Consider the following 16,550-nt stretch of genomic DNA (forward strand, 5'->3'; position numbering starts at 1 on the left):
CTTTATGTGTAATTTTACATTATTCTATACTTTTTTTCAAACATTTTCTTTAAGTGAAAAAAGGAAACACAGGCTTTTTTATCGAATTTTTATTTCGATACTCTAAATTACATGAGGAGGTTGGAAATGGATAGTCGAATTATTTCTTATTTAACGAAAAATAGAGAGGATCATTTACACGAATTATGCCAATTTTTATCAATAGAAAGTATTAGTGCACTTCCTGATTACAAACAGAAAGTGAAAGAAACAGCGGAATGGACAGCAGAAGCATTAAAAAAATCTGGCATGGAAAATGTGAAAGTGTACGAAACAGAAGGTCATCCTGTTGTTTACGGCGATTACCTTCATGCAGTTGGAAAACCGACGGTGCTCGTTTATGGACATTACGATGTTCAACCTGTTGATCCGCTGCATTTATGGGAAAGTCCCCCTTTTTCGCCTGAAATAAGAGACGGTAAAATTTTTGCAAGAGGCGCTAGTGATGATAAAGGCCCAGTTTTTATGCATATTAAAGCAGTTGAATCCATTTTAAAAACGACTGGAACGCTGCCGGTTAATATTAAATTTTGCATAGAAGGAGAAGAAGAAATCGGCAGTCCCCATTTGCCATTATTTGTAGAAGAAAACAAGTCATTGCTAAGTGCTGATGTGATTGTGATTTCCGATACTACTATGCTAGATAAAGGGAAACCAACCATTTGTTATGGTTTGCGAGGTCTTTGTGGGCTGCAAATAAATGTAAAAGGTCCAAATGGAGATTTGCATTCAGGTCTTTTTGGCGGAGCTGTGCAAAATCCGATAACAGCACTTGTACATACTATATCGACGTTTCATAATGAAGATGGAGAAATAACCGTTTCCGGTTTTTACGATAAGGTAGCTTCCTTAACAGAAGAAGAAAAACAAGCATATAAAGCACTGCCTATTCAAGATCGTCAATTTATCGATCAAACTGGTGTTCCAGCACTAGTTGGGGAAAAAGGATTTAGTACATTGGAAAGAATATGGGTTCGCCCAACACTTGACATAAATGGAATAAATGGTGGATTTCAAGGAGAAGGAATCAAAACCGTAATTCCATCTGAAGCGAGCGCCAAAATAACTTGCAGATTAGTTCCAAATCAAGACCCAGACGAGATACTTTCCTTGCTGCAAGCACATATAAAAAAACACACTCCTGCTGGTGTTGAAGTGACAATGCAATTATTTGATAAAGGAGCCCCTTTTCTCACACCATTTGATCACCCTGCCATTCAAGCTGCTGGCAAAGCATATGAACAAGTGTATCAAGTACCAACTTCTTATACTCGTGGAGGAGGATCTGCAGCTATTGTAGCTGTATTCGATGAACTGCTGCAATTGCCAATTGTATTGATGGGTTTTGGACTTCCAGATGAAAACTTTCACGCTCCTAATGAACATTTTCATTTAGAAAATTATGATAAATGCTTGCTAACCATCTGTACATACTGGTATGAACTGTCTTCAATATTATCATAAAGAATAAGCCTTCCATTAGTCGTTCTGCTATTGGAAGGCTTTATTAATAGTTAAGGCTGTTTTCTCAAGTTTGTTGTTATTTACGTAAAAAAATGGGAGAAGAAGTACTCAGCAGACTGAATACACGTAGACTCCTGTGGGAATGCGAGAAAGACGAGACTTAAGCAGAGCGTATGCGACGAGGAGGCTTGACGCTCGCTAAACTGACGAAGTGTATTCAGGCTGCGAGTTTAAAAGCAACAATCTATACGAAAACAGCCATAGTTAATTATATTCTGCCTCTTTCAAAAAGATAAGTATTGTTATGGATCCTTTTAATAAATGGATTAAGACGGTCTTTTTCTGTAAATAGAATTAATTCATGCATCGCTCTTGTGCATGCTGTGTAAAATAATTCTTTCTCTAGCTCATTGTGATAAACCGAACTATTATAAATAATGACTCCATCAAACTCAATTCCTTTTGCTAAATAAGCTGGAATCACCGAAATTCCTTTTTCATAGGCAATCGTGCCTTTTTCAATTAAACGAACATCCATTTGTTTTTTTATTACTTTATACAACGTATTGCTTTCTTTTTGTGTTTTACAAATGACTGCAATGGTTTCATAACCCTTATTTTTTAGTTGCTGTAATTGCGTCATCACATCAGTTGGTAGCGATGTTACATTTGCTATTTCTTTCACTATCGGCTTTTCTCCGTGACGATTAAAAGGTTCAATCAATTCTCCATTTACAGCGATGCCTCTTGTAAACTCAACGATTTCTTGTGTCGATCGATAGCTTTTTGTTAATACAATCCTCTCTACCTGTTCTTCTCCATCATCTCCCATTAACATTTTGTTGTCGTGTGCATATATAGCTTGATTCACATCCCCTAATAAAGTCATTTTACTATACGGATACAGTTCTTTTAAATAAGCCATTTGAAATGAGGAATAATCTTGTGCTTCATCAATAAATACATGCTTTATACTTGTAATGGACTTTTTCCCTTCTATTTTATCTTTAAAATAGGCAAATGGTGTTGCATCTTCATTCCATAGCTGCTTGTTTTTTAGCGTATGAATCGTTTTTTCTCGGATTAGCTCCCACTCTTTTTCCGTAGAAGATTCTCTTGAAAATACTGCTTGATACATCGCCGCATAATCAATAAAACGCAATGATTTTATGTCTTTATATATTTTTTTAAACCTTTTATTTACAATCAATTTTCGTAATATTTGCTCCTCATGATGAAAATAGGAAAAATCATCTTCCTTTTTTTGTGTTGCTTTATACGCCTCTAAATACTCCTCTTTGTCTAATAACTGTATCTCTTCTTCTACCCAGGATTGCTTTCTTTCTTGTTTTGCATGCAGTTTCATTTCTTTTTGAACCCATTCTTTTAATAATTGCAGTCTGTTCGTTATCGAAATAGATGGATCCAATTCATAAAATTTTCTTGTCAGTTCTTCTTTTGAAAAAAGCACTTTATTCCGAAAAGAAATAGCATGAAAAATCATTCCCTCGGTTGATAATTTTTCTACATATTTATCTAATTTATTTTTAAATTCGATGCTGCTTTTATAGGAAATGCTTTTTAGACGCATCGTTTGTAACTTCTGTTTTCCTTCTGATAACAGAACCTCTAATTGTGAAAAAGGATCTTCTACTTTCCATCCAGCCCCAATTCTATTCACTACATATTCCTGAAAAGTCGACTGTTGCATATTCTCTTCTCCAAGCTCCGGAAGCACGGTGGAAACATAACTATTAAACAAAGGATTGGGTGAAAACAGCATAATATGATCAGACTTTAATGTTTGTCGATGCCGGTATAATAAATAGGCAACACGCTGCAAAGCAGCAGAGGTTTTCCCACTTCCTGCAACACCTTGAACAATTAATATTTTACTTTTATCATTACGTATGATTTTATTTTGTTCTTTTTGGATCGTTGCAACAATTGTTTTCATTAAGGTGTTAGCATTATTTCCTAACACCTCTAATAATAATTCATCACCAATTGTTACCCCTGTATCAAATAATCGAACTATTTTGCCATTACGAATAATAAACTGTCTTTTTAACAACAGCTCCCCATCAATTTTGCCTGCAGGCGTATTATAACTTGCTAATCCTGGTAAATAATCATAATAAATACTCGATATAGGCGCTCTCCAATCATATATATAAAAATTTTGTTCTTCTTTATCCATAAAAGAAGCAATACCAATATAAATTGCCTCTATTCCTTCTCCTGTTTCTTCAAAATCTATTCGTCCAAAATAAGGGGAATATTTTAACTTGCCTAATGTTTTAAGTTGTTTATGTAATTGGCCGTAGCTTCTTTCCCGTTCACCTAATAGCTCTGCTTGTTGTTTTATACTTATATAGGTTTCCGCCAAATCATCAGGTTCATCTACATTGACGGTTACATCCTGCCAAAATGTTTTACGAATTTGTTCTGCATCTCCAACTATCATATTGCTCGTTTTTTTATCTTTTTCCATCTTTTCGTCAATTTCTTTTATTACTTTCTCTACTCTCTTTTGCTCTAAAAAAACTTCTTCTTCCTTTAAATCAGCCATATAACCCACTCCTTAAAGCTTTTTATTTGACTAGTAAGAATAATGATGGTATAATTAAATTAGGTATATTTATACAAAATTGAAAATAGTTGTATTCTTTAATTATACTATGCTTAGAAAAATAATTCTACTCATAAAAAACCCATGTCTTTTAAGGAAGGCATGGGTTTTTTATGCATTTGCCAATTTTCTTATAACTCAAGAAAAAACCTCTTATCTGATGGAATAAGAGGTTTTTTCCTAACTATTTATTTGTAGTTGTTTCTGCATTTTTTATATAATTATAATCTTCACGATTGATTGGTTTAAATCCTTCAGGTGTGTAAAAGCGCAATAAATCTTTATTGACGATGTTGTCCGAAACTTTTAATTCTGCCGCTGCACCTTCCGCTTGTTTATCACATGATTCTCCAGCAAGAATTTCACCAGAATTTGTATCATAACAATTATCCCCTATTTTAGTAACCGTTGGCGATACAAAATCTCCATTTCTAAACGGGATAGTTTCACGATGATCTTTTGATAATAAATCGGAACCAACTTGTAAATAATCTTTTGTATTAACACCTAATAAATGTAATACAGTTGGCATAACATCTACGTCTCCGCCATATTTGCTTACGACTTTACCTTCCACTCCTGGCACATGGATAAACAATGGCACGCGCTGTAATTTTGCATTTAATAATGGCGTAATTTCATCTTCCCCCATCACTTTTGCCATCGCGCTGTTATGATTTTCTGAAATACCGTAATGGTCTCCATACATAACAATCATTGTATTATCGTATAATCCAGCTTCTTTTAACTGGTCAAAAAACAGTTTAATCGATTCATCTAAATAATGGGCTGATTTGAAATAGTCATTAACGACAGTATCCCCAAAATCTCCAGCTGGGAAATCAGTGTCGCCTTCATCCATTTCGAATGGATGGTGATTTGATAAAGTAATAAATTTCGTATAAAACGGCTCTTTTAAGCCTTCTAACAACGGCATACTTTCTTGAAAGAAAGGTATATCTTTCATTCCGTAGTTTTTTATTTTTCCTGGTGACATATCATAATATTCAGCATCAAAAAATTTATCATATCCGATGGATTTATACATTTCGTTTCTATTCCAGAATGTTTTATAGTTTCCATGGAATGCTGCTGAAGTATACCCTTTTGTTTTTAAAATAGCTGGTGCAGCTTGCAAAGTATTTTGTGCTTTATTAACAAAAACAGATCCTTGTGACATCCCATACAATGAATTGTCCATCATAAATTCGGCATCTGAAGTTTTCCCTTGACCTGTTTGATGGAAAAAATTATCAAAATAAAAAGTGTTTTTATCCTTGGTTAGCGAGTTTAAAAATGGTGTTACTTCCTGTCCATTTAATTTGTAGTCAATAATAAAGGATTGCAATGACTCTAATGAAATATAGACAACGTTCATACCTTCAGCTTTTTTAAAATATACAGAATTAGGTGCAGCAAAGTTTGCACTTATGTAGTTCTGTACTTCTGAAATATCACTACTGTCTGCCAAGGCTCTTTGGCTTTCAGAACGGGCATTTTGGACAATATCATAAATAGTAAAATTATATGCCCCTAAATATTTCACTAAATAATTGCGGTCAAAAGAACGACTCAATAATTCTGGACGATCAACCTCAGCTAAACCAAGATTAATAATAAAAGTTAATATCGCTAAAGCAAAAATAGACTTTGCTTTTCTTCTGTTTTTTTGCACAGTTGGTTTATAAATCTTTTTGACAAGCAATACTATCAGTATGATTACATCTAAGAAGTATAAAACATCATATACTTTAATTAAGGATAAAATACTGTCACTCAATTGACCGCCATTTACTTTTACTTGCATCATAACGGGAACAGTGATGAAATCAGTAAAAAAACGATAATAGACAATATTTGCATACAGTAACGCAGACATCAGGCCGGTAATGACTGTTATCATAATTGGCTGTAATTTGCCTTTAATAAATAATGCAAGTCCGATAAAAAATAAAGCGGAGCTGATTGGATTTATAAATAAAAGAAACTGTTGAAACGCTCCATTTACCCCTAAACTAAACTCAATTTGATATGCTGCATATGTTTTAACCCAAAATAAAACAATGGCGATTAAAAAGAAAGAAGAATGTTTAGATATAAATTTATTAAATAATTCTACTGTACCTTTCAATCTTGTTCACCTCAATTCAAAATATAACCTCAATTAAACTTAATCTTTTCTTTCAGACTGTCAACAAACGCTTTCGAGCAGACTGTAAAGTTTCCAAATAATAATTACCACTTGGAAGTTTCGTTTCATATAAGAGAAAATTGATCTTTCTTTTCCCTTTTCCGTTTCTACTTGTGTTCCATTTCCAACATTAATCTTCACAAAAAATTTACATGATTTTTACAAATAACGTATCCAATTATAACATATACCTATCAAAATCAAAATAAATAAATCTACCTGTTTTTCCATATTATTCTAGTTGTTAAGTATATCACACAGGATCGATTAGTGTAAACAAAAACGATAGGACACTTCGCATTCGTCTGCAACTAGCCAGTACCTTCACTTCTTTGTCCTCTTAACCTCTGAGTTGGGAAGATTCTTCATGTTTATGGGGAAAAACGGATAATTTTGTTAATATTCAAACCAACATATATCTTACATTAATTTTTTATAAATTTCTAGTAAAAAACTATTTACGTTTATTAATAATAATAATCAGGAAACTTATTTATGTTCATTTTTTTAAAATTTTCATCTTTCTTTTCAAATGGACATAGCAAAATTATTGATTTGTCCATTTTTTAAGTATAATGTAACTAAGCGACTAAAGGAGGCGTTTTCATTGGTAAAACTAAATCAAAAAGAATACATAACGATACTAGAAAAACTGCTAACCATCAGTAGTCCATCTGGAAACACACAAAAAATAATTGATTTTATTGAACATTATTTGCAAGAGCTTAAAATTAACACAAGCAGAAATAATAAAGGAGGATTAATGGCAACTATACAAGGTGAGTCAGGCGATAAGCAAAGGGTCGTTACTGCTCATGTTGATACATTGGGTGCAATGGTAAAGGAAATAAAAACAAATGGTCGATTGCGGCTCGATTTAATTGGTGGATTTACCTATAACAGCATCGAAGGAGAAAATTGTTTTATTGAAACCGCAGATGGGACGATTTACAGTGGCACTATTTTATTGCATCAAGCTTCTGTACATGTGTACAAAGATGCAGCCAAAACGGAACGAAATCAAGCGAATATGGAAGTAAGAATTGATGAAAAAGTCAAAAATGCGGAAGATGTCAAAAAATTAGGCATTACAGTCGGTGATTTTATTTCTTTTTATTCTAGGGTAGAAATAACATCCTCAGGATTTATTAAATCAAGACATCTCGATGACAAAGCAAGCGTAGCTATTCTATTACTTTTGCTAAAGGAAATAAAAACGAAGAACATAATACTTCCGTATACAACGAATTTTTTCATTTCTAATAATGAAGAAATCGGGTACGGGGGAAACTCTAATATTCCAAAAGAAACAGTTGAGTATTTAGCGGTTGATATGGGCGCAATAGGAGATGGACAATCCACAGATGAATATTCTGTGTCTATTTGTGTAAAAGATGCAAGCGGTCCTTATCACTACGGATTAAGAAAAAAACTAGTTCAACTTGCTACAGATCATGATATACCTTTTCAGTTGGATATTTATCCTTATTATGGTTCAGATGCATCTTCTGCCATTCGAGCTGGGAATGATATTGTTCATGGATTAATCGGACCTGGCATTGATTCCTCTCATGCATATGAGCGTACTCATTTTTCTTCGATTGAAACAACTAGTCGGTTAATTTATTATTATTTGTTATCTTCTATGTAATGAGGTTGTTCAAAAAGAACAGTCCTTTAGTTGGATTATTCAACTGGAGGACTGCTCTTTTGCATTTTTGAAAATCAACTATCATTTATGTTTATTCCAAATCATGGCGGGTTGGATGAACAAGTTTTTTCGCTTCAAAATAAAGTACTTGAATAAATTTTTTCGTATGAATTTTTACTTGTTTTGATTGTACTGCTTTGTCTTTTTTGAGCTCAGTCATTTTACTTCTTATTATAGAGAAATCAAAAAATTTCAAAGCATAATTTTCAAATTTCGGATTAGAAAAATCTGTTAATCCAATACTTGCCAAATGAGTAATAGATTGATTTATTGCTCTTCTAACACGCTGTTCACTAGCTTTTGTTTCTCTTAAAACTTCATGGGCAGAAGCATGCTCCCCGACACGCAGCTTTGCTATTCCTTCAAATAACTCTTTCATCGAAGGAAAATTCTTTTCGAATACATCGTTTGCTTCATGATGGTATACATATTGAATAATTTCCATTAAATCTTTGCTGCCATTTTCGCCAATTATCCCTAATTCAGATAAAAGAAATTCACCAGCTTCTGTAATCGTATTATTGGTTTTATACTGCTTTTGTTTGCTTTCCTGATTGGTTATTCCTAAAACGCCATTTAACGTTCGACTTATTTCTCCTACTGTTCTCTCTAATAAAATATTTTGAATAACCTTTTTTGTAATGGTTAGAAACTCAGTACTGTTTATTGGTTTTGTCACGTAATACTCTATTCCTAATGTATAGGCCTCTCCAATTAGTTCTTTTGATTCTACTTGGGAAAGCATAATCGTTTTTCCTTTATATTCACCTTTCCAAGAACGAATGGTTTCAATTCCATCCCGAATAGGCATTAAAAGATCAACAATGACAATATCCACCTTTTTAAAATTTAATAATTGACTTGTTACCATTTCTCCATTTTCCGCTTCTCCAACTACTTCACCAATATCTTCATCTTCAATGATATGTGTAAGCAAAGACCGAATCACTTCATCATCATCAATTAGAAAAAAACGCATCTTATTTACTCCTTTATTAATCGTACTTTCGGTAATTCCACCATAAATTTAGTGCCTTTACCCGGTATTGTTTCATGACTTATAGCACCGCCATAATTGGCAATCGTTTCTTTACTATAGGACAGGCCTATTCCAGTTGACGATATTCCTTCATCGTCAAATTTAAGAGAAAATCCAGGTTTATATATTAAATCATTATATTTTTCTTCGATGCCAAGTCCTGTATCTATCACTTCTAAATACAACCAATCCGTCTTTTCGTATGCATGAACCGTTATTTCTCCTGTATCCTTAATAGCTTCAATGCTATTAGACACAAGATTATTTAATATAGAAAGCAAAAAATATACTTCATATTTATCAGTTGAAACATTTATTTCTGTTGAAAACTGAATCTTTTTTCCAAGGGTTTGTGCATATTTATTATTGCTGCTTATGATAATTTCCAGCAGATCAGGTAAATACATATATTCTGAGAAGTTTTCACTTGCGATTAATTTTGAAATTCCTGCATATATTCTTTGATTATCTTTTTTTATGTCATGAATTTCACCAGCAATTTTTAAAGCTTCTTGACTTAAATGCTGTACTTCTAATCGTGTAATCTCTTCATTTTTTAATGATCGATACAATTCAAAAGAATCTTTTGTTATTTTTTCGACATTATTTAATGTTTTTTTCACTTGCATTTTTTCCTCGTATAAACTGGATAATAATAATAGCAAATGTTTATTTTTACTCGTAATTTCTTCTTCTCTAATTTTTGCCTCATATAAAACAATCATACTATAGAAAGAAACTACAAAAAAACTGCGAAAGATAGCAATTGTTCCTATCGGCATAAAAGCACTTAAGTCTAATTTAACACCAATGATCGTGGATTGTATAGCTAACTCTATTAATTGAGAAGTTAATTCTAGTATGATCCCGAATACACCAATTTTCCATACTTGATTTTGCATTTTTTTTACGTTCCAAATTAAAAAAAAGAGAGAATAGCTTATGTAATAAAAACATGCTGGTAATCGCATCATAAATGAGTGTTCCAATGTATAAGACTCTAAAAAGAAAAAGTCTCCTAACATTCGAAAAATCCCAACAGCAATTCCTGTTATTATACCTGCTTGAATTATTTTCTTTTGAGGTAAAAATAGAAGCAAAAAAAAGAAAATCGTTGGAGCGAAGCTAACCCTAAACTGGTCTTGCAATGGAAAAAATTTAAATTCCCCAGCAATAGGCACCATAATAATCATCATGAAAATAATAAAAGTATTCGATTTAAGCAATTGATGTATTTTCATTTTGTCTCTCCACCTACCTTTAATGCAGATAAGTATATCTTTTGTTGCTTTACAATTCAATTGCTGATTTGTTTTTTACAGAAGGCTGATTTCGTATAGATTGTTGCTTTTAAACTCGCAGCCCGAATACACTTCGTCCGTTTAGCGAGCGTCGAGCCTCCTCGTCGCATACGCTCTGCTTAAGTCTCGTCTTTCTCGCATTCCCACAGGAGTCTTCGTGTATTCAGTCTACTGAGTACTTCTTCTCCCATTTTTTTAAATAAAAAAACAACAAACTTTGAGAAAACGACCTTACAGAAAGAGAAAAAAGAGTGATAAAGATCACTCTTTTTATGCAGCTTCTGACTTTTTAATATTAGAAATATACTCGTTTGATTTTTGTTCATCGAACTCGCCTTCCCATTTACTTACTACAATGGTTGCTACAGCATTTCCAACTACGTTAACAACAGTACGAAGCATATCCATTAAACGATCAACACCTAAAATAACAGCAATTCCCTCTATTGGAATATTCATAGAACTTAATGTCGAAGCAATTACAACAAAGGAAACACCTGGTACACCTGCAATTCCTTTTGAAGTTAACATCAACACGAGCACTAATGTTATTTGTTGGGCAATGGAAAGGTCAATCCCTGCCATTTGTGCTATAAATAAACAAGCAATACTTTGATAAATCGTGGAACCGTCAAGGTTAAACGAATAACCGGTTGGAATAACAAAGGACGTAATCGCTTTTGGACATCCGAATTTTTCCAGCTTGTCCATCAACCTTGGCATAACAGATTCAGAACTAGCTGTACTATATGCTAAAATCAACTCATCTTTTAAAATTTTCATTAAAGTAAAGATATTTACTTTCACTATTTTCGCAATAATTCCTAATATCACTACAATAAAAAACACCATGGTTACATAAACTAATAGGACTAGTTTAGCTAGTGGATACAATGTTTCAAGTCCAAACTTTGAAACGGTAATACTGATCATAGCAAATACACCGAACGGAGCAAACTTCATTACTATGTTTGTTACCCAAAACATCGTCTCCAGAATTCCCTCAGAAACAGATAAAACCGGCTTTCCTTTTTCTCCAATTGCAGCTACGCCTAAACCAAATAATACACAAAAGAAGATAATTGGCAATAAATCACCATCTGCCATACTTCCGACTACATTTGTCGGTACCATATGAACAAGAATGTCTCCAACTCCATGACTATCTTTTGTTTCTTCGGTAGATTTTTCATATTGAGAAATATCAGACTTTGCTAATCCTTCTTCATGAATACCAACACCAGGCTGGAAAACATTAGCAACAAGCAAACCAAATAAAATAGCAAAGGTTGTGACAATTTCAAAGTAAAGAATTGTTTTTCCGCCAAGTCTGCCGAGCTTTTTAATATCACCTACTCCCGCAATCGATACAATTAAAGCGGCTACTACGATTGGAACAACAATCATTTTAATTAGATGAAGAAAAATATCACCTACTGGTTGTACAAACTTAACAAATACTTCGTTCCCGTGGAAAATTGCACCTACTATTATTCCTAAAACAAGTGCAATTAAAATTTGAACCGCTAATCCATATTTTTTCATTCATTTTCCCCCTATTATTGTTAACTTTTGTTACATTAAATTCATTTAATTAATACTATATAACACCGCCTACCAAATCCGACATAAGTCGACAAAATCTAATTTTTTTTGTTTTCTTTTTCTAACATCTCATTTATTAATACAAAAAAGCATGTTTGACTATTTCGTCAAGCATGCTTTTTGTGATCTATTTAATGAAGCGAATGGAATGCCGTTGTACTGCCTGTTTGTCCAGCAATTACTTCTAAACGAATTTCCATTCTTTCTTTTAGTTCCGGTACATGTGAAATAATGCCAACTAATCTTCCTGAACTTTGTATATCCATCAGTGTTTCGATTGCTTGATCTAATGATTCTGGGTCCAATGTTCCAAAGCCTTCATCAATAAACATCGTTTCTAACGATACACCTCCAGCATATTGCTGCACGACATCAGCCAAGCCAAGTGCTAATGATAATGCTGCTTTAAAGCTTTCTCCGCCTGATAATGTTTTTACATGTCTTTCTTGGCCAGTATATTGATCATACACTAACAGCTCTAAGCCACTTTGCACATTGCCTTTGGAGCGATCTGTTTTTCTTAATAATTGATATCGTCCATTTGTCATTTTTATTAAGCGCAAGTTCGCTTCTTGTAAAATATCATCTAAAAAGGATGCTAAAACATATCTTTCAAATGTGATGCGGTACGTATTTTGACCTCTTGTTATATCGTATAAATGACCGATTATTTGATACGCTTCTTCTAATTGTTTTATTTCATTATTTATTGTTACAACTTGGTTCATCACGTCTTCATTATCCCGCTTTTTTACCATTAAATTAGTATGTTCTTGCTGGATATGATGAATTGCTGATTCTATTTCTGCTAAGTTGGCTTTTAAGATTGTGATATCAGGTTTTTTTACATCTTGTAAACTATCCTGCAAATCATGATAACGATCACTTACAGAACGATATTCTTCCCGATATGTTTGAATGCTTTTTAATCTATTTTCTATTTCCTCTTTAGGAAGCTTAGATTGTATATAAAAAGAATACGTTGAAAATCCTTGTTCTTTCATGCTATCTAGAAAAATAGTACGTTCTGATGTCAAAGCTTTCTCTAGTCCTTTAAGGTTCGCTACTACACTTTCTTGTTTAATCGTTACTTTTTGCAAAGCATCTTTTGTTTCTTGTAAAGTAGCTTGCGCCTTTTTATATAATTCTTCTAATCTTTGCAACGTAGTTTTAGCAGTATTACGGGCATGATGATAGTGTTCAGCATCTCGCAATTCTTCTGGAATCCTTTTCTTAATATTATTTAATGTCGTTGTCTGCTCCGCTAATTGGATGGAAGTTGATTGAATTTCATTAGAAACCTGTTCCGTTTCAATCTGTAGTTTTTGCAGCTGTTGTTCAATCGTAGTGATTTCTTCTTCTGTATTTTTCAGCTTCTTTTCCGCTTCTATTAACTCTAGTTGTTGTTTTTTTAATAGGTTTAGGTCTGAATCCATTTTACTGTTAATGGATTCAGCATTTTCTGCTGTATAATCTGGTATTAATTTATTTATCTCTTTTAGCCATGATCTTTGATCCTCTTGTAAAAAGGATAGTTGTGTTTGCAATTGCAACAAATTCGATTCTGCTGCTAACTTGTCCTTTTCTATTTGTAAAAGGTCCGCTCTAGCTGCTTTTACATCTTCCTCATTCATGATGTGTACAACAGTATCATTAGCTAATCTTGGATGTTCGGTGCTTCCACAAACAGGACATGGCTCCCCTTTTTGCAGTTTTTCAGCTAAAAGATAAGACTGTGCTGCAAGCCAATCTCTTTCGACTTTTTCTGCTAACTCTTTTGCATCTTGATAACGGCTTGTAATTTTTTCTACTATTTTTTCATTGTTCGTTATTTCCGCAAACAAAGGTACAGTTTTTTTTGTTACTTCTTTATATTTTGCTGTTTTTTCCACCATATTTTGCAAATGGATTAGTCGCTCTTTATTTTCTAAATACAATAGTTTGGAAGTTTCTAGTTGTTTTTTTTGCTCTTTTTTCTCCACAATGATTTTTTCTATTATCTCTTTTTTATCAAGTAGTTCCCTTTTTTTCACTTCTGTTTTTTTTAGAAATTGAGACGTTTGAGCGACGTTTTTTTCCATTTCTGAAATAACCTGTACATCTGGTTTAATACTATTTAAATAAGTAAGATGTTCATTTAATCTTTTACGTTCCTCTTCATTATGTTCTTCTTTTTTATACCGTTTTACTGCTTCTACCCAACTTGCTCGTTCTTTTTCTATTAACTCATTTAATATTGCCTTTTCTTTTTCCCCATCATCAATCTGTTTTTTAATATGGTGGCATATTTCTTCCTGCTTTGTTAATACCGCTGCTTTTTGGGCAAATTGAACAGATTGTTCTTGTTGTTTATAATAATCCTGTTTTTCTAACAGTTCCTGCTTTTTTGCTTTTAATAAATCACGAAGCTGCATTTGTTTTATAATAGCTTCCGATTCAAATAATTGCTGTCTTATTTGATCTCTATTTTTATTTTTTTCGTTTATTGTTTTTTCTAGTTCTTTTAGAGCCTTTTCCATGGCGACTATTTCTTTTTCTAACAATGGGAGAATGATAACATCGTTTTCACTATTTTCTTGTATTTTAGTTTGTAATTCTTCTATATAGAAACTCGTAATATTCTGTAAGGCTGTATGACGCTTATACAATTGCTGCTCTACCGATTTTTTTAATCCGGAAGCTTGTTCTTTTAGCTTGTCTTCAATCCGCTTATACATTTCTGTATGAAAGAGTCTTTGTAGTATAGCCTCTTTTTCCTTGCTGTCTGATATTAAAAGTTTACGAAACTCACCTTGAGGTATCATCAGTATTTGTCTAAACTGATTGCTATCAATTTGCATAATTTCTTTTACTTTTTCCTCTACATCGCGAATAGACGATGCAAGCACTTTTTGTTCGCCATTTTCATCAAAAGTATACAGTTCCGCTTTGGCACCTATCGGCGTATATCCGTCCCCTCGTTCTTTCTTTTTATCTTGTTGTGGGGATCGAATAATTAGGTAGCGTTGTTCCCTTAGTTTAAATTCAAGTTGTACTTCGGTTAAAAGAGAATTGTGCGCAAATTGACTTCTAAGTTCTGGTCCATTGCGGTCTTCTCCACTTGCTTTCCCGTAAATTGCATAACTGATGCCATCAAAAATCGTTGTTTTACCTGATCCGGTTTTCCCTGAAATCACAAACATTGTCCGATTTCCTAATACAGTAAAATCAATTACCTCTTTTCCTGCATAAGGGCCAAATGCCTGCAACGTTAATTTTAGCGGTCTCACTTGATTTCCTCCTTTAAGCAATCATCAATCATTTTCCCCATTAATTGGCGCTTTTCTGCTGAAAAGGTGGAAGTCGTCATTTCTTCATAGAAAGCTGCAAATAAATCTAACTCTGTTTTTTTATTTTCTTTATTGACCTTAACAGACGTCTTTTTCTTTTGATCTACATTTTCAATCTTTCTTTCTAAATGCAAAACGTTCGGATAAACTTGCCGTAATTTATTAATTGGATCCAAGATAGCTCCTTCATCCAACAGCGTTATTTTTAAATAATCATCTATTTTTTGCTTTTTGTAGAAGTCAGGATGTAATAACTCCTCTATATATCCCTCTAATTCTCTCATATCTTTTTGAGGAACAAACGTATGAAATCTTTCAGTAAAGCTTCCGTTTTTTTGCACTTCAATAATAGAAACAGATTTTTTTTGCTTTGCTTCTGAAAAAGAATATTTCATTAAAGATCCAGCGTATTTAACGGTATCATGTACTAATGCATCTGGACTATGTAAATGTCCTAATGCAGTATATGTAAATGGAGAAAATAATTCTGCACCAACACATCCAGTGCCGCCTACAGAAAGAACTCTTTCTGAATCTGTTGTTTTTCCTCCAAGCACAAAGCTATGTCCTACTAATACGTTTGGCTCCTCTTCGTTTAGTTGCTCCTCAATTTTTTTTATGATTGCTACCATTGCATCATGATGGTTCATGATTGATTCGTCATTAAATAATTGTCGTACGATAACCGGTTCACAATATGGAACTAAATAGAAATTTACACCGTTAATGTGTACTGGTGTAAAACTATTTTCCATTCTTCCGTTTAAATAAAACTTGTTTTGCTGATACCATGAGCTCCCAAAGGATAATCTTTCTGAACTGTCATGATTACCTGAGATCGCAAGAACCGGTGTATTAAGTTCCACATTGATGGTATATAATATTTCATCCAATAAATTAATCGCATCTGTCGGCGGAATGGAGCGATCATAAAGATCACCTGCTATTACTAAAGCATCTGGCTGCTCTTCTTTTACGAGTTCAACCAATTGATTTAATATGTATCGTTGATCCTCTGTCATATATAGACCATGTACAAGCTTTCCTAAATGCCAATCAGCTGTATGAATAAACTTCACAAAAGTCACCCTATCTATTTTTTAAAAATTTGTTTTTATGTATAGTTACTATTATAGCAAACAAACGATCTATCGGATGAAGGAAATAATGGTTATTTATAGTCAATTTATCAATGACTATTTTCCATCCAAAAAATCTGCCATTCCATGGAATGGCAGA

General features: G+C 33.2%; 9 protein-coding genes. 2 read left to right on the forward strand and 7 right to left on the reverse strand.

Going from position 1 to position 16,550, the window contains the following annotated elements; genetic code table 11:
• The first annotated feature begins 126 nt into the window (after positions 1 to 126).
• Positions 127 to 1,503: a dipeptidase gene (locus ACTXGU_RS20360; RefSeq protein WP_443483358.1), complete on the forward strand. Its 1,377-nt coding sequence runs from the start codon at positions 127 to 129 to the stop codon at positions 1,501 to 1,503.
• A gap of 268 nt (positions 1,504 to 1,771) precedes the next feature.
• Here the strand turns inward: ACTXGU_RS20360 and helD are convergent, their stop codons facing one another.
• Positions 1,772 to 4,075, reverse strand: a complete 2,304-nt coding sequence (helD, locus tag ACTXGU_RS20365) for an RNA polymerase recycling motor HelD (protein ID WP_443483359.1) — start codon at positions 4,073 to 4,075, stop codon at positions 1,772 to 1,774.
• 244 nt (positions 4,076 to 4,319) lie between these two features.
• Complete coding sequence (locus tag ACTXGU_RS20370) at positions 4,320 to 6,266, reverse strand: LTA synthase family protein (protein ID WP_443483360.1); 1,947 nt, start codon at positions 6,264 to 6,266, stop codon at positions 4,320 to 4,322.
• 667 nt (positions 6,267 to 6,933) lie between these two features.
• Between ACTXGU_RS20370 and ACTXGU_RS20375 the strand changes: the two genes are divergently transcribed.
• Positions 6,934 to 7,977, forward strand: a complete 1,044-nt coding sequence (locus ACTXGU_RS20375; RefSeq protein WP_443483361.1) for a M42 family metallopeptidase — start codon at positions 6,934 to 6,936, stop codon at positions 7,975 to 7,977.
• Positions 7,978 to 8,068: 91 nt separating this feature from the next.
• Here the strand turns inward: ACTXGU_RS20375 and ACTXGU_RS20380 are convergent, their stop codons facing one another.
• From ACTXGU_RS20380 to ACTXGU_RS20400, 5 genes are all read right to left on the reverse strand, one after another.
• Positions 8,069 to 9,016, reverse strand: a complete 948-nt coding sequence (locus ACTXGU_RS20380) for a response regulator (RefSeq protein ID WP_443483362.1) — start codon at positions 9,014 to 9,016, stop codon at positions 8,069 to 8,071.
• Positions 9,017 to 9,021: 5 nt separating this feature from the next.
• Positions 9,022 to 10,317, reverse strand: coding sequence for an ATP-binding protein (locus tag ACTXGU_RS20385; protein WP_443483363.1), 1,296 nt, complete (start codon positions 10,315 to 10,317; stop codon positions 9,022 to 9,024).
• A 330-nt stretch (positions 10,318 to 10,647) separates the two neighbouring features.
• Positions 10,648 to 11,922: a cation:dicarboxylate symporter family transporter gene (locus ACTXGU_RS20390; RefSeq protein ID WP_443483364.1), complete on the reverse strand. Its 1,275-nt coding sequence runs from the start codon at positions 11,920 to 11,922 to the stop codon at positions 10,648 to 10,650.
• Between the two features lie 191 nt (positions 11,923 to 12,113).
• Positions 12,114 to 15,251 carry an AAA family ATPase gene (locus tag ACTXGU_RS20395; protein ID WP_443483365.1) on the reverse strand — a complete coding sequence of 1,046 codons (3,138 nt, stop codon included), beginning with the start codon at positions 15,249 to 15,251 and terminating at the stop codon, positions 12,114 to 12,116.
• Positions 15,248 to 16,390 (reverse strand): exonuclease SbcCD subunit D, encoded by a 1,143-nt coding sequence (locus ACTXGU_RS20400; protein WP_443483366.1) that lies wholly within the window; start codon positions 16,388 to 16,390, stop codon positions 15,248 to 15,250. The genes ACTXGU_RS20395 and ACTXGU_RS20400 overlap by 4 nt, the downstream gene beginning before the upstream one ends.
• Between the last annotated feature and the right edge of the window lie 160 nt (positions 16,391 to 16,550).

The sequence above is a fragment of the Niallia sp. 01092 genome, assembly GCF_052318935.1.
Lineage (GTDB): Bacteria > Bacillota > Bacilli > Bacillales > Cytobacillaceae > Niallia.

Excerpts from the sequence above, each read along its gene's own strand:
- helD (WP_443483359.1), bottom strand. The coding sequence starts at position 4,075 with ATGGCTGATTTAAAGGAAGAAGAAGTTTTTTTAGAGCAAAAGAGAGTA.
- ACTXGU_RS20385 (WP_443483363.1), bottom strand. The coding sequence starts at position 10,317 with ATGAAAATACATCAATTGCTTAAATCGAATACTTTTATTATTTTCATG.
- ACTXGU_RS20380 (WP_443483362.1), bottom strand. The coding sequence starts at position 9,016 with ATGCGTTTTTTTCTAATTGATGATGATGAAGTGATTCGGTCTTTGCTT.
- ACTXGU_RS20390 (WP_443483364.1), bottom strand. The coding sequence starts at position 11,922 with ATGAAAAAATATGGATTAGCGGTTCAAATTTTAATTGCACTTGTTTTA.
- ACTXGU_RS20360 (WP_443483358.1), top strand. The coding sequence starts at position 127 with ATGGATAGTCGAATTATTTCTTATTTAACGAAAAATAGAGAGGATCAT.